We start from the raw sequence: 21,703 nt of genomic DNA, 5'->3' as shown, positions 1-21,703 counted from the left end.
CGCGACCTGCTCGAACGCGTCCTGAGCGGCGCACACCTTCAGGCTGCGCCGCGCAAGGGATCCGGATGCGTGCCACGCCTGCCGAGCGACCAAGGCGCGCCAATCAACCCGAGACCCTTGCCTGCTCCAGCAACCTTGCCAGGCGCTTGGCCGACACTGTTTCGCGTGTCCCAAGCTCCTGTGCGAACAGCGACACGCGCAGCTCCTCCAGCGCCCAGCGCAGGTCCTGCCACGCAGGACGGCCATCGACGCCGCGGCGACGGGCCTCGTCCAAGGCCTCGCGGAACTGGATGAGCTCCAGCATCCGCGCCTGGTCCTTGATCGGGTCCTGACGCAGGCGCTCGCCCCTGAGACGCATGGCCTTGAGGTACCTCGGCAATTCACTCAGGCGCTCATAGGGCGTGTCGCGCAGGAAGCCCGGATGCACCAGTGCTTTCAGCTGAGCGCGCAGGTCCTCGTAGCTGGCCGTGCCGTGGCCCATGAGCTTCTGTTCAAGCGCCGGCACCAGCTCGGCATAGGCCGTGACGATGCGCTCGGTCAGCTCCAGCCGGCGCATGGATTCGGCGAACAGGCCGCGTGAGATCTCCGCGGCCAGCGCATCGAAAGCCTCACGCGTGCGGATGCGCGCGGGCTGCTCGCCAGCCAGCGCATTCAGTGCAGCCTCGACGAGATCCTCGCGCAGGCGCTCGCTGCTCTCGATGGCGGCGTACATCAGTCCCGTCTTGGGCGAGAGCGGCAGCTGCTTGCGTGCCTGCTTGAGCTTGTCGGCCAGCGCGCGTCGCAGCAGGGCCTGCACTCCGCCGGGATGCGCCGCCTGCGCCTGCTCGCGATCGGCGTAGACGCGGATCAGCACGCCTTCGCTTTCGGCGCTCAGCGCGGGGAAGGCCGGCACGCCTGCCGCACCGCGGATCTGCTCGGCAATGCCTGCCTCCGGAAAGTGATCCACGGCATGGCCATCCAGCCTGCGGCCCGCTTCGGCTGCGAACGCGGCCTGCGCCCTCTCGCCGTAGCGCGCCTTCAGATCCGCGAGATCGCGCGATTCCTCCAGGATCCGCTTGCCCTCGGACAGGCGCAGATTGAAGCGCAAATGCGCCGGCACCGCGGATTCGTCCCATTCGAACGCCGGCACCTCCACGCCCGTGCTGCGTTTCAGGAACTCGCCCAGCGCCTCGCTGACCGGCCGATCGTGCGCATGTGCACCTTCGGCTTCGACGAAGGCGCGGGCGAAGTCGGGCACCGGCACGAAATTACGGCGCAGCGCCTTGGGCAGGCCGCGCAACAGCTCCGCGACCTTGTCTTCCAGCAGCCCCGGCACCAGCCAGGACAGCCGCGCCGCATCGAGCGCGTTCAGCAGATGCAGGGGCAGATGCAGGCTCACTCCATCGTCCGGCGCATTCGGCTCGAAGCGATAGGACAGGCGCAGGCTGACGTCACCAATCCGGAAGCTGCTCGGAAAGCGCGCGGCGTCGGTCTCGTCGGCGGGGATCAGGTCCGGAAGCGTCCATTCCAGCGCCGCACGCTGCGCGGGCGAGAGTCGCTTGTACCAGGCCTCGAGCCCCTGCGCGGTGTTGATGTCCTCGGGCAGACGCTTGCCGTACCAGGCGGCCTGGGCATCGACATCGATGACGATGCCGACGCGGCGCAGCTTGGCTTCTTCTTCCATCGCCTGCTGCAACACGCGCTGGTTGCGCTCCAGCAGCGGTATGCGCAGGTTGACCTCGCCCGGCACCAGTCCCTCGGCGATGAAGATCTCGCGCGCGTGCCGCGCGTCGATGCTGGCGTAGCTGATCGGCTTCTTCGGTGCCAGCACCAGGCCGTGCAGGCTGATCTGCTCGGAGGCGATCACGCGGCCCTGGCTGCGCGCCCAGTGCGGATCGAAGTGCTTGCGGGTGAGCAGATGTGGCGCGGCCTCGATCACCCATTCGGGCTCGATGCTGGCATTGATCAAGCCATAGACCTTCTGCGTTTCCATCACCACCGCCGACACCACCCAGGGCGGCGGCTTGCGAGCGAGGTTCGAGCCCGGGAACAGGGCGTACTTGCGCTGCCGCGGTGCCTCGTACAGGCCCTTCTCGCTGCGCCGGCCGATCTGGCTGGGGATACCCGTGAGGATGGCCTTGTGCAGGCGCGCATAGCCCGCGGCAACCGCGCCCGGCGCCGCCTCTTCCTCGCTCGCCATGGCCGAAGCTGAAGCGTCGATGCCGAGCTCGGCGCAGGCCAGCAGCAGCTGGCGGTGCAGCTCGCGCCATTCGCGCATGCGCAGGAAGTTCAGGAAATGCTTGCCGCACCAGTCGCGCAGCTTGTTGGCGGTGAGGTCCTCGCGCGCAGCCTCATATGCTGCCCACAGCTTGAGCAGGCCGACGAACTCCGAGCGCGGATCGGCGAACAGTGCGTGCGCATTGTCGGCCGCTTCGCGCGCTTCGCCGGGCCGCTCGCGGGGGTCTTGGATGCTGAGGAACGCAGCAATGGTGATCAGCTCTCGCGTGCAGTCAAAGTCCTTCGAGGCGATCAGCATGCGGGCCAGCTTGGGATCGATCGGCAGCCGCGCCATCTGCCGGCCCAGCGGCGTGATCTGCCGGTTCGGCGCCACCGCGCCCAGCTCGATCAGCTGCTGCCAGCCGTCGCGCACCGCGCGCTCATCCGGCGCATCGATGAAGGGGAAGTCGTCGATCCGGCCCAGCCCCAGCGCCAGCATGCGCAGGATCACGCCCGCCAGCGAGGAGCGCAGGATCTCGGGGTCGGTGAACTCGGGCCGTGAGGCGAAATCGCTGTCGGCATACAGGCGGTAGGCCACGCCCGGCGCGGTGCGTCCGCAGCGGCCGGCGCGCTGGTTGGCGCTGGCCTGGCTGATCGGCTCGATCTGCAGGCGGTCGAGCTTCTGCCTCGGGCTGTAGCGCTTGACCCGGGCCTGGCCGGGGTCGATGACATAGCGGATGCGCGGCACCGTCAGCGAGGTTTCGGCGACGTTGGTCGCCAGCACGATGCGGCGCTGCGGGCCGGGGTTGAACACGCGGTCCTGGTCGCGCGCCGACAGCCGCGCGTACAGGGGCAGCACGATCGTCTCGCGATAGTTGCGGCGGCTGAGCAGCAGGTGCGTCTCGCGGATCTCGCGCTCGCCCGGCAGGAACACCAGCACGTCGCCTCGCGGGTCCTCGCGGTTGATCTCGTCCATCGCCGCGGCGATGCCCTCGGGCACCGTGCCGCCGCCCTCGTCCCGGCCCAGCAGCTCCAGCGGCCGGTAGCGCGTCTCCACCGGATAGCTGCGCCCTTCGACATTGATCACCGGCGCGCCGTCGAAGTGCTGGGCGAAGCGCGCGGTGTCGATGGTCGCCGAGGTGACAATCAGCTTCAGATCACGACGCCGGCGCAGCAGGTCCTTCAAATACCCCAGCAGGAAGTCGATGTTGAGGCTGCGCTCGTGAGCCTCGTCGATGATGAGGGTGTCGTAGGCCGAGAGCAGGCGGTCCGACTGGATCTCGGCCAGCAGGATGCCGTCGGTCATGAACTTGACGTAGGTCTGCTCGCCGACCTGCTCGGTGAAGCGGACCTGGAAACCGACGGCACCGCCGAGCTGGGTACCGAGCTCTTCCGCGACACGACGCGCCACCGAGCGGGCGGCGATACGGCGAGGCTGGGTGCAGCCGATCATGCCGGCCGCACCGCGACCCGCGGCGAGGCAGAGCTTGGGCAGCTGGGTGGTCTTGCCCGAGCCGGTTTCGCCAGCGATCACCACGACCTGGTGCTTCCGGATCGCCGCGAGGATGGCTTCGGCTTCGCGCGCGATTGGCAGCTCGCTGTCGAACTCGGGCTTGGGCAGACCCTGCGTGCGTGACTCGCGCAAGGCCATCGAGGCCATCAAAGCCTTGTCGAAAGCTTCACGCCGACTTGCATTCCCCGGCTCGCGCTCCCAGTTTGAGAGCAGCTGGCGCAATCGCCGCTGGTCGCGCGACAGCGCACGCGACAAGGCAGCACGCGCTTTGGACAGCGCGCCTTGGTTGTCGTGCTTGCTTGACGCCGCGGGGTCCGCTGGAAGTTCGGGTCTGCTGCTCACGCTTGATCCGGCGCAAGGCCTGGCCTTGGGGGACCGGCGATTCTACCGGCATGCGCGCGGTGGCTCCGCGCTGCACGCATCTGCGCCAGCGTTTCTGTCTCAGTTCTGGAGGATTGCATGAAGATCGACATCGGCATCAGCGACAAGCAGCGCAAGAAGGTGGCCGAAGGCCTGGCCCGATTCCTTGCCGACAGCTACACGCTGTATCTCAAGACCCACAACTACCACTGGAATGTCACCGGGCCCATGTTCAACAGCCTGCACCTGATGTTCCAGACCCAGTACACCGAAGCCTGGAACGCGCTGGACGAAATCGCCGAGCGCATCCGTGCGTTGGGCTTCTCCGCCCCCGGCTCCTATGCGCAGTTCGGCAAGCTCAGCAGCATCAAGGAGCAGGACAGCGAGGTCGTCCCGGACTGGAAGACCATGGTGGAGCAGCTGGTGCTGGGCAACGAGGCCGTCTGCCGTACTGCCCGCAAGGTGCTTGAAGCCGCAGGCGAAGCCGGCGACGAACCCACCGCCGATCTGTTGACGCAGCGACTCAATATCCACGAAAAGAACGCCTGGATGCTGCGCTCGCTGCTGGCCTGACGCCCGCAGGATGCCTGGGGGCGACGCGTCGGAGACGCTCCCCCGCGCCGCCCGATCATCGGGCCACACCCCATGTCCGATATGCGCCCTGCTGCAACGTAAGCTTGCGCATCGGAGATCGCGATGCCGCCTGCGCATCGTGGCCCGCCTTCGCCGCCGGGATCGACAGCTTTGGAACAAGTCTTGCAGCAACAGCCCGACTTGCAGGACGGCCGCAGCGGGCCCCGGGGCGGCACGGGGAGCCGCTGGCGGTTCGCGATCGATTCAAGCCCTGTCCCGCCTCGGTCCGCCGGACCTGGCGGCAGCCCCCCCCCTCCACCGACCGAGCAGGACAGCGCCATGCAAGACACGATCACCGCGCCTCCGGCTGGACTCGATCGCGATGTGTTCCTCCGCCAGCTGCTGCGTGAACTTGCCGGAGTCCTCGAAGAAGTCGTTGGACTGCAGGAGGCCGAGGGTTTCGTGGCGCTGGTCGGGCAACGGATCGCCGACTGGATGGATGCCGGCTACCGTCAGGCCTACGGGGTCGATGCCCTGTCCGCCAAGGAGGTGGCGGAGGTGCTCGTTGACCTGAAGCGGCGCATCCAGGGCGGATTCCGCCTGGTTTCGATTTCGGACGAGGCGATCGTACTGTCCAATGACCGCTGTCCCTTCGGGGACCTGGTCAAGGGTCGCGTTTCCCTTTGCCAGATGACGACCTCGGTGTTTGGCACGATCACTGCCGAGAACCTCGGCTATGCGCGGGTCCATATCGATGAGTCCATCGCCGCAGGCTTTCCGGGCTGCAAAGTGCGAATTGCTCTGCTGCCAACGCATCCCGCGGACTCGGCGCCGGGCGTGGAGTTCGTGCGGGGCGCCCGGGCATGACGCCCGGTTCCGCGTTCCAGGCGCTTGCGCAGACGCTCCCTGATCCAATCTTCGTCGTCGACCTCCGCGGTGCGATCCACTGGACAAGCGCGCGCGCAACCGAGCTGCTGTCGGCGATCTCGACTCCGGGCGAATCGCCCCATGCCTTGACCTCCGCGGTGCCCGATGCCGAGCTCCAACGTTTGCTCGAGTATCTTCGGAATGTCGCGCGAAGCGGGCGCGCGTTGCCCGGGCGATTCCAGTGGCGCGTCCACGGCGATCGCACGACCAGCCTGCGCTGCCTTGCGTTTGCACTGCGCGATGCCGCAACAGGCGACGGCCTGATCTGCTTTCGACTTCTGCCTCAGGATGGTGGTCAGGGCGATCGCTTCCATGCACTCAATTTGCGGCTGCGCGAGCTGCGTGCCGCGCTGACCTCGCTCAGTGCCAGCGAACGCATGGCACGACAGGAACGCGACCAGGTCGCGACCACGCTTTACAGCATCGGCGATGGCGTTCTCACTACGGATGCCGAGGGCCGTGTGGAGCGTGTCAACGCTGCCGCCGCACGACTCCTCGGACTGTCGGAAAGCGATGCCCAGGGCAAGGCTGTGGAGACGGTGTTCCGCGTCGTGAACCAATTCACCCGGCAGACACAGACGTGCCCGGTGCGGCGCTGTCTGGAGACCGGCCGCGTGGTGGAGCTGGCACCTGGCTCGATTCTGCTGGCCCGCGATGGACGCGAATACCACGTCGAAGACTCGGCGGCACCGATACGCAGCGCATGCGATCGCGTGACTGGAGCCGTGCTGGTATTCCGGGATGTCAGCGCGCAGCAGGCCGCGAAACAACAGGCCCAGTTCCTCAGCGAGTTCGATCCTCTCACCACGCTCTACAACCGCAAAAGCTTCGAGCGCCACCTCGCCCTCGCCTCCGAGCGCGCCAGCCGCAGCGTCGGCCTGTACGCACTGGTGCACATTGATCTCGACCAGTTCCTGGTCATCAATGAAACCTTCGGGCACCGCACCGGCGACGCCCTGCTCATCCAGTTTGCCCAGTTCCTGCGGACCAGCCTGCATGGCGGCGACATCGCGAGCCGGATCGGCGGCGACGAGTTCGCGTTGCTTCTGGCCTACCGCCCGGGCGAACAGGCTGCGCTGCTTGATCGCCTGACAGACTTGCTGGCTCGCCTCGTCGGGACGGGGTTCGAGTCCGAGGGCGAGGTTCACCATCTGCGGGCCAGCGCGGGGCTGTCCTATGTCGACGGCAGCATCAGCCCGGAGGATGCCCTGCGGCAGGCCGACCTCGCCTGTCTGCTCGCCAAGCAAGCCGGACGTGGACGTGTGCGTGTCTACCAGGACTGCGATGCCTCGGCAGCCAGCTCGCTCAGTGAAATGCGCATGGTTCGGGAGATCCGCCTCGCCATCAGCGAGAACCGCTTCGAACTGGTCTACCAGCCCGTGCTCGGACTGGACGGGCCGCCGGTGGAGTACTTCGAGGTGCTGCTGCGCATGCGCGTCAGCGACGGACGCATGGCGGACACCCAACTCGTCATCAAGGCCGCCGAGCGCTACGACCTGATCGAAGACATCGACCGCTGGGTGATCCGGCGCGCACTCGCCGAACTTGCGGAAGCGGGCCCCATGCGATTGCCCAGGCTGGGCATCAACCTGTCGGGCACGACGCTGTCAGAGCGCGGTTTCGAGCAGTTCTTCCTGCGGGAATGCCACGAGCAGGGCATTGACCCGGCGCGCATCTGCTTCGAGATCACCGAGACCGCGGCGGTCGTTCGCATCGATCGCGCGATCGAAGTGATCCGCCATCTTTCGGTACACGGCTGCGAATTCGCCCTGGACGACTTCGGCACCGGCTTCAGCAGCTTTTCCTACCTGAAGTATCTGCCGGTGCAGTACCTCAAGATCGATGGCGGCTTCGTGCGCGGCCTGCAGGACTCGGAGCTCGACGATGCGGTCGTGCGGTCGATCGCCGGAATCGGCGGGGCGCTCGGCCTCAGGATCATCGCCGAGAGCGTCGAGAACGCAGAGCAGATCGAGCGGCTTCGCGAGATCGGCATTCCTCTGGCCCAGGGCTGGGCCTATGCGCGACCGCAGTCCCTCACCCGACTCGACTCGGACCAGAGAGCACCGATCACCCCATGAGCCGCGGCCGCGGCCGGTCGATCCACAGGGCTGGGCGCAAGCGCGAGTCCCGTAGTTCCCGACGCCGGCGATCCGTGAGAAACGCCGCCCAGATCCGGCGCAGAGAGCGCCCCTGCCTCGTCGCTCAAGGACTGAACTCACCCTCGATCGCATAGCGATCACCGGGATGCAGAAGTCGCGCGTGGGTGATCATCGCGCTGCGGCTGAAGGTCTCGCGAGTAATGCGCAGGCAGGCAGCACCGACCTCGATGCCCAGCCAACGCGCCTCCTGCGCGCTCGGCTGCACCGCCTCGATCGCGTAGCGCGCCCGCCACAGGGCCGTGGCGCCGAACAGATAGTGAGTCGGCGTCACCTGGGTGAAGTCCTGTTCCAGATAGTCCGGCGCCTCGTCCGGATTGACCCAGCGGTCCTCAATCTGCAAAGCGCGGCCGGCCTCCAGATGCAGGATCACGCTGTGGAAGAGTTCGCGCCGCGGCTCCACGCCGAAGAGCTTCGCGAGCGACGGCTTCGGTGTTTCGGCGCGCAGCAGCTTCACCTCGGCCGTGTGGGCGTGACCGCGGGCGGCGATCTCCTCGTGCAGGTCGCGCAAGGTCAGCGTGCTGGAGACGCGATCGAGCGCACTGGCGAAGCTGCCCACGCCCTGCACGCGCTCGATCAGGCCCTCGGCGGCCAGTTCATTCAAGGCGCGGCCGACGGTCATGCGACTGACGCCGAACTCCGCGACCAGAGCGGATTCACTGGGTAGCTGGGCGCCCGGCGCATAGTCGCCGCGCGCCAGGGCGTTCTTCAACTCGGCCTTGATCCGCGCGTAGGGCGGAAGCTTCGATTCCGCACGCATGCTGCACCTCGACTTGCCGGACCCTGTCTAGACAGGTAGCGTAGTCCTTCCCGAGGCGCACCGCCAGCGCGATCGCACTCCGCGACGCCGCACTCGACGCCCGCCACCCGGCCGCCCAGGCCGCAGGAGTCCCGCATGAGTTCCTCCACCGCGAAGGCCGCGCCGCGTCGCGTCAGCGCCCCCCGTGGCAGCACCCTGCACTGCCGCAGCTGGCTGACCGAAGCCGCCTATCGAATGCTGCAGAACAACCTGGACCCCGAGGTTGCAGAGACCCCGGAGGCGCTGGTCGTCTACGGCGGCATCGGCAAGGCCGCGCGCGATTGGGACAGCTTCGAGACGATCCTGAAGACCCTGCAGCGCCTGGAGGACAACCAGACCCTGCTGGTGCAGAGCGGCAAGCCGGTCGGCGTGTTCCCGACCCACCCGGATGCGCCGCGGGTGCTGATCGCCAACTCGAACCTGGTGCCGAAGTGGGCGACCTGGGAACACTTCGATGAGCTCGATCGCAAAGGCCTGATGATGTACGGCCAGATGACCGCCGGCAGCTGGATCTACATCGGCAGCCAGGGCATCGTCCAAGGCACCTACGAAACCTTCATCGAAGCCGGGCGTCAGCACTACGGCGGCGATCTCAGCGGCCGCTGGGTGCTGACCGCGGGCCTGGGTGGCATGGGCGGCGCGCAGCCGCTGGCGGCGAGCTTCGCCGGGGCGTGTTCGCTCAACATCGAATGCCAGCAGTCGCGCATCGATTTCCGCCTGCGCTCGCGCTACCTCGACGAGCAGGCAACGGATCTCGACGACGCGCTGGCGCGCATCCGCCGCTACACGGCTGAAGGCAAGGCAGTGTCGATCGGCCTGCTCGGCAATGCAGCCGAAGTGCTGCCCGAACTGGTGCGCCGCGCGCAGGCTGGCGGCATGAAGCCGGATCTCGTCACCGACCAGACCTCGGCGCATGACCTGGTCAACGGCTACCTGCCGCCCGGCTGGAGCGTGGAGCAATGGCAGGCTGCGCAGCGTGATCCGTCCAGACATGCGGAACTGCGCGCCGCTGCAGCGCGAGGCTGCGCCGAACACGTGCGCGCGATGCTGGCCTTTCAGCAGATGGGCGTACCGACCTTCGACTATGGCAACAATCTGCGCCAGGTCGCCAAGGACCAGGGCGTGTCGAACGCCTTCGACTTCCCCGGTTTCGTGCCGGCCTACATCCGTCCGCTGTTCTGCCGCGGTGTCGGCCCCTTCCGCTGGGTGGCGCTGTCGGGCGACCCCGAGGACATCGCCAAGACCGACGCCAAGATCAAGGAGCTGTTCCCCGAGAACCGCCATCTGCACCGCTGGCTGGACATGGCCGGCGAACGCATCGCCTTCCAGGGCCTGCCAGCGCGCATCTGCTGGATCGGCCTCGGCGAGCGGCATCGCGCAGGGCTGGCCTTCAACGAGATGGTGCGGAAGGGCGAGCTGAAGGCGCCGATCGTGATCGGTCGCGATCATCTGGATTCCGGCTCAGTGGCCAGCCCCAACCGCGAGACCGAGTCCATGCTCGACGGCTCCGACGCGGTCTCGGACTGGCCGCTGCTGAACGCCATGTTGAACGTCGCCGGCGGCGCGACCTGGGTCAGCCTGCACCACGGCGGCGGCGTCGGCATGGGCTACAGCCAGCACAGTGGCGTGGTCATCGTCTGCGACGGCAGCGAAGCGGCCGACCAGCGCATCGCCCGCGTGCTGTGGAACGACCCTGGCACCGGCGTGATGCGCCACGCGGATGCGGGCTATGCGATCGCGCAGCAGTGCGCGCGCGAGCAGGGGCTGGATTTGCCGATGTTTGGGTGAGGGTGTGGACTGGCTGAGGCCAGACCACACCGCCAACTCAAGAATCTAGATGATCGTCTCCCCTCTCCCCATGGGAGAGGGGTCGGGGGAGAGGGTTCGGGAGCCCTCAATCCCCCACGTTTGATCAGCACTCAAACTGTGCAGACGAAGTCTTCTACCGAGGAGTGCCCGGACCCTCACCCCAACCCCTCTCCCATCGGGAGAGGGGCTCAAGCTCGCCTCCGCTCCACGGTATCGCTCTGCAACCAACGCCTTACATGTGAATGCCACAGCTTCGAACGCTCCCCTTCAGCGCGGAACCCACCATGACCGTCACTCTCACCCCCGGCCACCTGAGCCTTGAGCAGCTGCAGTCCATCCATGCCGGCGGCGTGCGCGTCGAGCTGGATCACCACGCCCGCGCCGGCATCCGCGCCAGCGCCGAGCTGGTGCAGCGGCATGCCGCAGGTGACGCCCCGGTCTATGGCGTCAACACCGGCTTCGGCAAGCTGGCCTCCACCCGCATCAGCAAGGCGGATCTGGCCCAGCTGCAGCTGAACCTGATCCGCTCGCACTCGGTCGGCGTGGGCGCTCCGCTGTCGCCGGAAGTGGTGCGGCTGATGCTGGTGACCAAGGCGGCCAGCCTCGCGCGCGGGCATTCCGGCGTGCGCGAGGAGGTGATCGACGCCATCCTCGATGTCTACAACGAGGGTCTGGTGCCCTATGTGCCGGCGCAGGGCTCGGTGGGCGCCTCGGGCGATCTCGCGCCGCTCTCGCACATGACGCTCGCCCTGCTCGGCGAAGGTGAGTTCCTGGTCCACGGCGAGCGGCGATCCGCGGCCGAGGTGCTGGCCAATCACGGGCTCAAGCCGCTCACGCTCGAAGCCAAGGAAGGTCTGGCCCTGATCAATGGCACCCAGACCTCGACTGCACTGGCCCTGCACGCGCTGTTCGCCTTCGAGCCGGTGCTGGAGTCGGCGCTCGTCATCGGCGCGCTCACGGTCGATGCCGCGCGCGGCAGCGATGGCCCCTTCGATCCGCGCATCCACGCCGTGCGCGGCCAGCCGGGGCAGATCGACGTCGCCCAGTACTACCGCGCCCTGCTTGCCGGCAGCGCCATTCGCGCCTCGCATGCCGAAGGCGACGACCGCGTGCAGGACCCGTACTGCCTGCGCTGCCAGCCGCAGGTGGTGGGCGCCTGCCTCGACCAGCTGCGCTACGCCGCCCGCGTGCTGCTGCGCGAGGCCAATGCGGTCACCGACAATCCGCTGGTGTTTGCCGACGAGGGCCTGATGGTTTCGGGCGGCAACTTCCATGCGGAGCCGGTGGCGCTGGCCGCCGATGCCATGGCCACCGCCATCGCCGAGGTCGGCGCGATTGCCGAACGCCGCATCGCCATGCTGATCGACGCCGGCGTCTCGCGCCTGCCGCCCTTCCTGACCCGCGACGCAGGCTTGAACAGCGGCTTCATGATCGCCCACGTGACCGCCGCCGCACTGGCCAGCGAGAACAAGTCGCTGGCGCATCCGGCCTCGGTGGACAGTCTGCCGACCAGCGCCAACCAGGAAGACCACGTCTCGATGGCCACCTTCGCCGCGCGCCGCCTGCAGGCGATGATCGACAACGTCGCCCACATCCTCGGCGTGGAGTATCTGGCCGCCGCGCAGGGCATCGAGTTCCTGCGTCCGCTGAGCAGTTCGCCTGCCCTGGAAGCCGCGCACGCGCTGCTGCGCGCGCAGTGCCCGAGCGTGGAGACCGACCGCTACCTGGCGCCCGACATTGAGCGCGCCGCCGCCCTCGTCAGGCGCGGCGAGCTGATCCCCCTGCTGCGCGCCCTGCCCGCCCTGCCGGAGCTGTGGGTACCGGCCTGAGGCAGGTGCGCGCGGGATTCAACACCGGCGGGCGTATTAAGCCTCGGTGGGCGCGGGCCCACGCTATAGCAGCTTCTGGGTGATCGCCTTCAGCACCGCATGCGTGCGGTCGCGGCAGTCGAGCTTGACCAGGATCTCGGACATGTAGTTCTTCACCGTACCTTCCGAGAGGTGCAGGACACGGGCGATTTCCTTGTTGCTGTAGCCGCCGGCCACCAGCCGCAGAATGCTCTGCTCGCGCTCGGTCAGCCGCTGACCCGGTGTGGCGTCCGGCGCACTCCAACCGGCGCGCACGGGCCCCAGGCTGACCGGCTGCAGCAGGGTCTCGCCGGCGGCGACGCGCAGGATGGCGGCGCGCAGGTCCTCGGGTGAGGCGTCCTTCAGCAGGAAGCCCTGGGCGCCGGCCTCGACCGCGCGCAGCAGCAGCTCGCTGTCATCGAAGGTGGTGAGCAGGATCACCGGCGTGGCATCGCCACGCTCGCGCAGGGCGCCGATCAGGCCGATGCCGCCCATGCCGGGCATTCGGATATCGCTGACGATCACCTCCACCGGCCTCTGCGGCAGGGCCGCCAGCAGGCTCTCCGCATCGGGCGCCTCCAGCGCGATCTCGAGGCCCAGGTCGGCCAGCAGCGCCGACAGGCCGCGCAGCACCAGCGCTTGGTCGTCGCACAGCGCGATCCGCGCGCTCATGCGGCCTGCTCCGGCAGGAAGGCTCGCAGACACAGGCCGCGCGCGGCGCCGGTATCCAGCTCCAACCGGCCGCCCATCGCCTGCAGGCGCTCGCGCATGCCGGTCAGGCCGTTGCCGAATTCGATGCGCCGCGGCGGTTCGCCGTCGTTGGCGACCTCCAGCAGAAGGCCCTCGCCGCTGCGCGCGCAGCGCAGGCGCACGTGGCTGGCGCGGCCGTGCCGCAGGGCATTGGTGATGGATTCCTGCGCGCAGCGCAGAAGCGTTTCCGCAATCGCCACCGACTCCACACGCAGCCCCTCCTGCACATCCACCTCGATTCGAGTTCCCGGTATGGGGCGCGCCAGGGCGCGCAGCGCGGCACCCAGCTCCAGTCCATCGTGCTGGCGCAGCGCGCTGACCACGCTGCGGATGTCGGCGAGCAGCTCGTCGGCGAGCTGAGCGCTGAGGCTGACTTCCTCCCGCGCCGCGAGCGCCGGATCGCGCTGCAGGCGCGCGAGGTTGAGCTTCAGCGCGGTGAGCTTGTGGCCGGCGACGTCATGCAGCTCGCGCGAGAGCTTGAGACGCTCGCCGCTGCGCGCGCTTTCTTCCAGCAGGCGCTGGGTGGCGAGCAGCTCGGCGTTGACTTGGGCGAGGTGATCGCGCGCCCGTTCACTCATGCCGGCGTAGTAGCCGGTCAGCGTGGCGAAGGCCTGGAAACCGATCAGCGGAACCAGATTGAACAGCGACTGCAGCGGCGACCAGCCGCTGCCGATCCAGCGCAGGGCCACGGCGGCGTTGAAGGCGAGCAGGCAGAGCACGACCCAGCGCACCGGCATCAACAGCACCAGCTGGGCCGCGACGATCACCAGCAGCACGGTGACCTGGCCCTCCATCAGCAGGCGCTCGGCCAGCACCACCAGCACGCCCTGGGCGACGCTGTTCCAGCGTGCGCCGCGGCAGTCCACACCGCTCTCGCGCAGGCTGCGCCAGATGAACAGGCCGAGCATGCCGACGAGACAGGCGAGGCCGCTCCATTCGCGGAGCAGGCCGGACTGCAGCGTGTCGATATCGACTGCGGCGACAGCAATCGCTGCCCAAGTGATGTAGGCCGCGAAGCTGAGCGGAGCGAGCCAACCCGACCATTGGGCGGGGGCGTGTGCGCGTTCCGGCGAGATGTGGGTGATGTCCATGGCGGAAGCATGGCAGCGGCCGCGCCGCGGCGAAACCGGCCGAGTCCGGCGGGTGACTTTTCTCACCCCCGGCGGGTGACGGCAGGCATCTGATCGCTGTGTGGCTCGATTCCGAAACTGTGCCCACCCCCAACGCGACGGAGCCGCCCCATGGAAAGCCTGTATCCGATCCTCGTCAGCCTGCACGGCCTGGCCGGCGCAGTGTCGCTGCTGACCTTCTGGCTGGCGGCCTTCGCCCGCAAGGGCGGTCCGCTGCACCGCGGCAGCGGCAAGGTCTATCTGCTCGCGATGCTGGGCATCTGCATCACCGCGATGCCGATGGCCGCCACGTTCTTCCTGCGCGGGCAGAGCGGCATCGGCACCTTCCTCGCCTATCTGGTGGTGATCACCGGCACATCGATGTGGCTGGGCTGGCGGGCGATCCGACGCAAGCGCGACCAGGCCGCGTTTCACGATCGTCGTTACGCGGTCGTCGGCGCGCTGAACGTCGCCGCCGCTGCCATCGTGCTGGGCGTCGGCCTCAGGATCGGCAATCCCCTGCTGATCGGCTTCTCGGCCGTCGGCGCGTTTCTCGGTGCGGGCATGCTGCGCCGCCTGTGGCGCCCGATCGATGCCGGCAACTGGTGGCTGCAGGAGCACTACGGCGCCATGCTCGGCTGCGGCACCGCGACCCACATCGCCTTCTTCGCCATCGGTTTGAAAGGCGTGTTGGCCGCCTTTGGCCTGCAGATGAGCGGCTACCTGCAGCTGGCGCCCTGGGCCGTGCCGGTGCTGGTCTCGGTGATCGCTGGCGTGCTGCTGGACCGCCGCTATGCGCGCAAACCGGCGGCCAGGGCCACCGCAACGGTTTCGCATGCAGCGCTGCCGCAGCAATGAGCGGCGCTTGAGGCCGCTTCCCCGCGCAGGTAGGGAATGAGGTGGGCCCTCCCTGGCCCCGTGCGGAGGCAGTGCCCCGCACGAATCACGCGCCGCGTGCGGACAGCTCCGCACGCGGCCTGCTTTCAGCGACGCGCGGCCAAGGCCTCGGGATCGAGCCCGGCGAAATCACCGGCCAGCGCCTTGTACAGAGCGGCCAGCGCAGTCGCGCGCTGCACTTCGCTGTCCACCGCCTGCAGCTCGAAGTCGATGCGCGTGCGCTCGGCGTCGAGCAGGGCGAGCGCGTCCTCGCTGCCGGCCTCGAAGCGCAGGCGCACCAGACGCGCCGCCTCGCGCGCCGCCTCCGCTGCGGCTTCGAGATCGAAGGCCGCGCGATTGGCCGAGCGATAGCCCGCCATCGCGTTCTCGGTTTCCTCCAGCGCGCGCAGCAGGGTTTCGCGGAACAACGCCTCGGCGCCCTCGGCGCGGGCCTCGGCGGCCTGCACGCGCTGCCGGGTGCGGCCGAAATCGAGGATGCTCCAGGAAATCGATGGCCCCCAGCTCCAGCGCTCAGAGGCGTCCTCGCCGAGCTCGCCGACGCTCTGCGCCGTCCAGCCGAAACCACCGAGCAGGGTCAGCTTGGGGTAGTAGTTGGCCACCTCCGTACCGATGTCCGCATAGGCCGCGGCCAGGCGACGCTCGGCCTCGCGCACGTCGGGCCGGCGCTTCAGCCACTCCTCCGGCGTGCCCACGGCCACCAGTGGCGGCAGCTTGGGCAGACCGGCCTCGACGTCGACCTGCGCGCGCACCTCCGCGACGGGCTGGGCTGTGAGCACCGCCAGACGCTGCTCGGCGCGCACCAGAGCGGCCTCCTGCTGGGCGTGCTGCGCGGCCAGTGCCGAACGCTGCGCCTGTACGGCGGCGACATCCTGGGCGCTGCGGCGGCCGTGGCGTTCAAGCGCGGTCACGAGATCCAGCGTGCGCTGCCAGCCGTCGAGGTTCTCTTCGAGCAGACGCAGACGCGCATGCGCTCCGCGCAGTTCGAACAGGGACTGCGCGACCTCGGCCACGACGCTGATGTGCACGTTCTGGAGCGCGGCGGCATCGGCCTGCACGCGGCGGTCGATCGCGCGCTTCGGGTTGCGCAGGCTGCCGAACAGATCGATCTCCCAGCTGGCGTCGAAGCCCGCGCGGTAGGTGTCCGTCCGGCCCTGCTCGGGCGGCAGGAAGGGATCGCGACCGCTGGGCCGGCTGCGTTCCGCACTCAGGCCGGTGTCGATCGTGGGGAACAGGCTGTAGGTCGACAGCCCGGCCAGCGCGCGGGTCTCGTCGAGTCGCGCCAAGGCCTGCGCGAGCTGGGTGTTGGCCTCCAGCGCGCGGGTGATCAGCACGTCCAGCGATGGATCGCCGAAGGCCCGCCACAGGGCCGGCTGCACGGCCTCGGTGGCCGCATGGCTGCCCGCCTGGTCGAACCGCGCCGACAGTTCGATTTCCGGGCGGACGTACTCCGGCCCGACCGTACAGGCACCGAGGGTCGCAGCCATCGCGAGGGCAAGAGCGAGCGGATGCTTAGGCATGGGCGTGCGCCTCCTCGGCGACGATGCGGCGGGCGCGCTGGCGCTCGACCAGGGTGCGGATGACCACGTAGAAGACCGGGGTGAAGAACAGGCCGAAGAAGGTCACGCCGAGCATGCCGAAGAACACGGTCACGCCCATGACGTGGCGCACCTCGGCGCCGGCGCCGCCGGCGAAGACCAGCGGCAGCACGCCGGCGCAAAAAGCGAAGCTGGTCATCAGGATCGGCCGCAGGCGCAGGCGGCAGGCTTCGATCGCCGCCTCGACGATGCCGCGACCCTGCTTTTCCAGATCGATGGCGAACTCGACGATCAGGATCGCGTTCTTGCAGGCCAGGCCCATCAGCACGACCAGGCCGATCTGGGTGAACACGTTCATGTCGATGATGGTCGGCGGTGCGGCGGTCATCGGGTTGATCCAGCCGAGGCCGATTTGGGCGCCGAACCACAGGCCGTTGATCATGTTCAGCACCCAGATGCCGCCGAAGGCCGAGAGCATGCACATCGGCACGATCAGGATCACCGCCAGCGGCAGCGACCAGCTCTCGTAGAGCGCGGCCAGCACCAGGAACACCAGCAGCACGCAGAGCGGGAACACCAGGTACTGCGCCACGCCCTGGTTGACCTGCTGGTAGGTGAGCCCGGTGAATTCCAGCGCCATGCCGCGCGGCAGCACCTGGGCGGCGGTCTGTTCGGCGATTCGGACGGCGTCGCTGCTGCTGACCGCCATCGGGTCGAAGGGGCTGGCGCTCAGATCCGCCGCCGGGTAGCCGTTGTAACGGATCACCGGGTCGGGGCCGAAGCTCGGCACCATCTCGACGACGCTGCCCAGCGGCACCATCTGGCCCTGCGCGTTGCGCACCTGCAGACGGGCGACGTCACCCACCTCGTCGCGGAAGGGCGCGTCGGCCTGCGCGTATACCGCGTAGGTGCGGCCGAACAGGTTGAAGTCGTTGACGTAGGCGCTGCCCAGATAGACCTGCAGCGTGTTGTAGACGTCGGTCAGGGCGAGCCCGCCCTCCTTGACCTTGTCGCGATCGACCACCGCGTCGATCTGCGGCACGTTGGCCTGGAAGGACGAGAACGAGGAACCCGGCCCGAAGCCCGGCTGCTGGCTGATCGCTCCGGTCAGCGTCTGCGTGTTGGCGTTGAGCTCGCCGTAGCCGAGGCGCTGGCGGTCCTGCACGTAGGCCTCGACGCCGGCCGCGTTGCCGTAGCCGAACACCGGCGGGGGCATGAAGGCGAAGGCCATCCCGTCCTGGATGGCGCCGAACTTGGCAGTCAGCTCGCCGGCGATGGCGGCGGCCGGCTTCGGCAGCAGGTGCGGCTCGTCGAGACCGACGAACATCACGCCGACGTTCGGCGTGCTGACGAAGTGCACGGCGTTGAGGCCAGGGAACTGCACCACGTCCTTGACGCCCGGCGTCGCAAGCGCGATCTCGCCCATGCGCTTCATGGCCGCCTCGGTGCGCTCCAGCGTCGCGCCCTCGGGCAGCTGCACGCCGGCGAACAGGTACTGCTTGTCCTGGGTGGGGATGAACCCGCCCGGGATCTGGAAGAAACCCAGCACCGTCACGCCGACCAGCACCGCGTACACCACCAGCAGCCGCGAGGAGCGCTGGATGGTGCCGCCGATGCGTCCCGAATAGCGCTCGCCGCTGCGCTTGAACTTGGCGTTGAACCAGGCGAAGAAGCGCCCGAACACACGGTCGATGCCGCGCGCCAGCGCGTCCTTCTTGGCCCCGTGCGGCTGCAGCAGCACGGCGGCCAACGCCGGGCTCAGGGTCAGCGAGTTGAAGGCCGAGATCAGCACCGAGGCGGCGATGGTCACCGCGAACTGGCGGTAGAACTGGCCGGTGACTCCGTCGATGAAGGCGATCGGCACGAACACCGCGGCCAGCACCAGCGAGATCGCGATGATCGGGCCCGATACTTCACTCATCGCCTTGTGCGCGGCATCCAGCGGCGACAGGCCGTCCTCGATGTGGCGCTCGACGTTCTCGACCACCACGATGGCATCATCGACCACGATGCCGATCGCCAGCACCAGGCCGAACAGGCTCAGCACGTTGATCGAGTAGCCGAGCAGCAGCAGCACGGCGAAGGTGCCGACGATCGACACCGGCACGGCGAGCAGCGGGATGATCGAGGCGCGCCAGGTCTGCAGGAACACCACAACCACGATCACCACCAGGGCGACCGCCTCCAGCAGGGTCATCACCACCGAGTCGATCGACTTGCGCACGAAGACCGTGGGGTCGTAGGCCACCTCCCAGCTCACGCCTTCCGGGAAGGTCTTCTCCAGCTCGGCCATCTTGGCGCGCACGGCATCGGACAGCGCGATCGAGTTGGCGCCCGGCGCCTCGAAGATGACGACGGCGGCAGCCTGCCGGTTGTTGAGGTAGCTGTTGAGGGCGTAGGTGTTGGAACCAAGTTCGACGCGGGCGACATCGCGCAGGCGGGTCACCGCGCCGCCCTCGCCGGTCTTCAGCACGATGGCGCCGAACTCCTCCGGCGTCTCCAGACGACCGCGGGCGTTGACCAGGAGCTGGGTGGTGGCACCGCTGGGCTGCGGAGAAGCGCCGATGGCGCCGGCCGAGACCTGGATGTTCTGCTCCTGGATCGCGCCGATGATGTCGAGCGCGGTCAGCCCGCGGTTGGCCGCCTGGTCCGGATCGATCCAGATGCGCATCGCGTAATTGCCGGCGCCAAACGCCTGCGCGTTGCCGACGCCGTCGAGCCGGGCCAGTTCGTCCTTGACATTGAGAGTGGCGAAGTTCGACAGGTACAGGCCGTCATAGCGCCCATCCGGCGAGACGATGTGCACCACCATGGTGATGTTCGGCGAGGCCTTGGCCGTGGTCACGCCGAGCGCGCGCACCGCTTCGGGCAGGCGCGGCAGGGCCTGCGCCACGCGGTTCTGCACCTGCATGGCGGCGAGGTCGATGTCGGTGCCGAGCTTGAACGTGATGGTCAGCTGCACGGTGCCGTCCGAGGACGCCGCCGACTTCATGTAGATCATGTTCTCGACGCCGTTGATGGTCTCCTCGAGCGGAGCCGCCACGGTGTCGGCAATGGTCTTGGGGTTGGCGCCGGGGTAGATCGCGGTGACCTGGATGGTCGGCGGTGCGACTTCCGGATACTCGGTGACCGGCAGGTTGGGGATGGCGATCAGGCCGGCAACGAAGATGACGATGGAGAGCACCGCCGCGAGAATCGGGCGGTCGACGAAGACGCGCGAAAAATCGGTATGTCCTGCGGCCATGGCTCAGCCCTCGGCCGCGTTGGCGGCCGCACTCGCCTCAGCCTCGGCGGGTGCCGCGGTCACCGTGTTCGGCTGGTCCATCGGCACCTCGACCGGCGCCACCGGGGCGCCGGGGAAGAAAATCTTGCGCATGCCGTTGACCACCACGCGGTCGTCGGCCTCCAGCCCCTGCTCCACCACCACCAGGCCATCGATGGTCGGCCCGAGCACCACGTCCTTGCGCACCGCCCCCAGATACGGCTGCCCATTGCCGCCCATCTCCGGCGGCAGGGTCACCTGGTCGGCGACGTAGACATAGCGCCGGTCCTGATCGGTCAGCACGGCCTGCGGATGCACCAGCAGGGCCTGCTCCAGGCGCTCTCCCAGCAGCTGCACGCGGGCGAACAGGCCGGGCGTGAACACGCCGTCGGGATTGGGCAGCTCGGCGCGCGCATAGATCGTGCCGGTGGCCGGGTTGACCGCATTGTCGACAAACACCATGCGGCCCTCATGCGGAAAGCCCTGCTCATCGGCCAGGCCCACGCGCACCGGATTGGCCGCATCCCGCGAGCTCTCGCGGTCGCCGCTGCGCGCCAGCTGCTGGTAGCGCAGGTAGGCGCGCTCATCGCCCTGGAAGCTCACGTAGACCGGATCCAGCGACACCACGGTCGTCAGCACCGGCTCGCCGGGCGACACCAGATTGCCGACGCGCAGGCGCGCCACGCTGGCGCGGCCGTCGATGGGCGAGGTGATGCGGGTGAAGCCAAGATTCAACTCGGCCTGCTCCAGGCGCGCACGCGAGGCAAGCACATCCGCTTCGGCCTGGCGGGCTTCGTTCTGACGCGTTTCCAGTTCTCCGGTGCTGACCGCCCGCGCCTCGACCAGCGCCTGGCTGCGCTTGAGCTCGGTTTCGGCAAGGGCGAGGCGCGCCTGGGCGCGGGCGAGATCGGCGCGGGCGCTGGCCACCGCCGCCTTGTATTCGCGGTCATCGATGGTGAACAGCAGGTCGCCGGCCTTGACCGAGCGTCCCTCTGCGAAGTGGATGCCGGTGAGATAACCGGCCACGCGCGGGCGGATCTCGATGTGTTCGACCGCTTCGATGCGGCCGGTGAACTCGTCCCATTCAGTGACGGGTTTGGACACGACCGTGGCGACGTTGACTTCGGTGGGTGGCATTTGCATCGCCGGGCCACCGCCACCACCGGAGCAGGCGGCCAGCACGGCAATGAGCAGGGGTGCGAGGGCAAGCCGGGGATCAATCCGGAAGCGCGGAGCTGCAGGCATGGGGGAATCCTTGAGAAGGGAAAAGAAACAGAGTCGCGGTCCAGGCGGCCGCGCCCTCAGTGGTCGTTCGGCGCAGCGGGTGATTCGACAGCGTCGGCCCAGTCCAGCAGCAGGCGCTCGATCAGGGCCTTGAGCTTCGGCCTCACCTCGGCGGGCACCGGGCTCAGATTGAACAGGTTCTGCCAGAACAGGCCCTCGGCGGCGGCGAGCAGCAGAAACCGGCGCAGATCCGCCTCGTCCCAGGTCCAGTCGGCGAACTCGCGCGCCTGATGCTCGCGCACGGGCGCCAGCAGGCTGTCATCGACCATGCCGGCGCTCAGCATGCCGTGGACGAAGCGCTTGTGCGCCTCGTCCTCGCTCAGGTGGCAGCGCAGCTGGCCCAGCGCCGCGGCCGTGCGCGGGCAGACGCAGCCCTCGGGCAGCTCCGCCGGCGGCGCGGCGGCGCTGTCCCACTGCCGGATGTCGGCCTCGATCAGGCCGCGCAGCAGGTCTTCCTTGGTCGGGAAGTGGTAGGTGATGCCGCCGCGGGTAACGCCGCTCTCGCGGGCCAGCTCCTCGAAGGTCAGATGTCCGGCGCCCCGCGCTTCGACAATGCGGCGGGCGGCTTCCAGCACGCGCTGGCGGGCTTTGGGGGGGCGGGTCATGGGGGCGAGACTTTACAGAACGTCCTGTACAGAAACCTGTCGCCCGGGCGGCGCTGTTCAGATTCCAGACAGGCGACTGCC

13 protein-coding genes and 1 pseudogene are annotated in these 21,703 nt (G+C 68.5%); 6 read left to right on the top strand and 8 right to left on the bottom strand.

Annotation, left to right across the window (positions count from 1 at the left end):
• Positions 1-103: 103 nt before the first annotated feature.
• On the bottom strand, positions 104-4,051 hold the full coding sequence (gene hrpA, locus BLP83_RS00635; RefSeq protein WP_091237612.1) for an ATP-dependent RNA helicase HrpA: 3,948 nt from the start codon (positions 4,049-4,051) through the stop codon (positions 104-106).
• 123 nt (positions 4,052-4,174) lie between these two features.
• Between hrpA and BLP83_RS00630 the strand changes: the two are divergent.
• From BLP83_RS00630 to BLP83_RS00620, 3 genes and pseudogenes are all read left to right on the top strand, one after another.
• Positions 4,175-4,642 (top strand): annotated as a pseudogene (locus tag BLP83_RS00630) (Dps family protein); the annotation flags it as partial.
• 339 nt (positions 4,643-4,981) lie between these two features.
• A complete protein-coding gene (locus BLP83_RS00625) occupies positions 4,982-5,509 on the top strand; it encodes a methanogen output domain 1-containing protein (RefSeq protein WP_091237609.1) in 528 nt (175 codons plus the stop codon).
• Positions 5,510-5,733: 224 nt separating this feature from the next.
• Positions 5,734-7,647: a putative bifunctional diguanylate cyclase/phosphodiesterase gene (locus BLP83_RS00620; RefSeq protein ID WP_176763945.1), complete on the top strand. Its 1,914-nt coding sequence runs from the start codon at positions 5,734-5,736 to the stop codon at positions 7,645-7,647.
• Positions 7,648-7,771: 124 nt separating this feature from the next.
• Here the strand turns inward: BLP83_RS00620 and BLP83_RS00615 are convergent, their stop codons facing one another.
• Positions 7,772-8,485 carry a histidine utilization transcriptional repressor HutC gene (locus BLP83_RS00615; RefSeq protein ID WP_091237604.1) on the bottom strand — a complete coding sequence of 238 codons (714 nt, stop codon included), beginning with the start codon at positions 8,483-8,485 and terminating at the stop codon, positions 7,772-7,774.
• Positions 8,486-8,620: 135 nt separating this feature from the next.
• Here BLP83_RS00615 and hutU point away from each other — a divergent pair, with 135 nt between their 5' ends.
• Both hutU and hutH read left to right on the top strand, forming a co-directional pair.
• Positions 8,621-10,312 carry a urocanate hydratase gene (gene hutU / locus BLP83_RS00610; protein ID WP_091237603.1) on the top strand — a complete coding sequence of 564 codons (1,692 nt, stop codon included), beginning with the start codon at positions 8,621-8,623 and terminating at the stop codon, positions 10,310-10,312.
• Positions 10,313-10,617: 305 nt separating this feature from the next.
• The gene (hutH, locus tag BLP83_RS00605; RefSeq protein ID WP_091237601.1) at positions 10,618-12,162 is read left to right on the top strand and encodes a histidine ammonia-lyase; all 1,545 of its coding nucleotides are present in this window, start codon (positions 10,618-10,620) and stop codon (positions 12,160-12,162) included.
• Between the two features lie 63 nt (positions 12,163-12,225).
• Here hutH and BLP83_RS00600 read toward each other — a convergent pair whose 3' ends face one another.
• Both BLP83_RS00600 and BLP83_RS18535 read right to left on the bottom strand, forming a co-directional pair.
• Positions 12,226-12,852 carry a response regulator gene (locus BLP83_RS00600; RefSeq protein WP_091237599.1) on the bottom strand — a complete coding sequence of 209 codons (627 nt, stop codon included), beginning with the start codon at positions 12,850-12,852 and terminating at the stop codon, positions 12,226-12,228.
• Positions 12,849-14,021: a sensor histidine kinase gene (locus BLP83_RS18535; protein ID WP_176763944.1), complete on the bottom strand. Its 1,173-nt coding sequence runs from the start codon at positions 14,019-14,021 to the stop codon at positions 12,849-12,851. Before BLP83_RS18535 ends, BLP83_RS00600 begins: the two co-directional genes overlap by 4 nt.
• Before the next feature lie 150 nt (positions 14,022-14,171).
• On the opposite strand from BLP83_RS18535, the gene BLP83_RS18530 reads away from it, so the two are divergent.
• Positions 14,172-14,897, top strand: coding sequence for a DUF2306 domain-containing protein (locus BLP83_RS18530; RefSeq protein WP_176763943.1), 726 nt, complete (start codon positions 14,172-14,174; stop codon positions 14,895-14,897).
• 125 nt (positions 14,898-15,022) lie between these two features.
• Here the strand turns inward: BLP83_RS18530 and BLP83_RS00590 are convergent, their stop codons facing one another.
• Genes BLP83_RS00590 through BLP83_RS00575 form a run of 4 tightly spaced genes read right to left on the bottom strand, consistent with a single transcriptional unit; the run spans position 15,023 to position 21,622 of the window.
• Positions 15,023-16,453, bottom strand: coding sequence for an efflux transporter outer membrane subunit (locus tag BLP83_RS00590; RefSeq protein ID WP_091237596.1), 1,431 nt, complete (start codon positions 16,451-16,453; stop codon positions 15,023-15,025).
• A complete protein-coding gene (locus tag BLP83_RS00585) occupies positions 16,446-19,715 on the bottom strand; it encodes an efflux RND transporter permease subunit (protein WP_091237594.1) in 3,270 nt (1,089 codons plus the stop codon). The genes BLP83_RS00590 and BLP83_RS00585 overlap by 8 nt, the downstream gene beginning before the upstream one ends.
• A gap of 3 nt (positions 19,716-19,718) precedes the next feature.
• Positions 19,719-20,978, bottom strand: a complete 1,260-nt coding sequence (locus BLP83_RS00580; protein WP_091237592.1) for an efflux RND transporter periplasmic adaptor subunit — start codon at positions 20,976-20,978, stop codon at positions 19,719-19,721.
• A 56-nt stretch (positions 20,979-21,034) separates the two neighbouring features.
• Positions 21,035-21,622 (bottom strand): TetR/AcrR family transcriptional regulator, encoded by a 588-nt coding sequence (locus BLP83_RS00575; RefSeq protein WP_091239355.1) that lies wholly within the window; start codon positions 21,620-21,622, stop codon positions 21,035-21,037.
• Positions 21,623-21,703 lie beyond the last annotated feature (81 nt).

Origin of the sequence: Aquimonas voraii, from assembly GCF_900101825.1 — a bacterium.
GTDB lineage: Bacteria > Pseudomonadota > Gammaproteobacteria > Xanthomonadales > Xanthomonadaceae > Aquimonas > Aquimonas voraii.
This window is presented reverse-complemented; position numbering and strand designations above follow the sequence as displayed.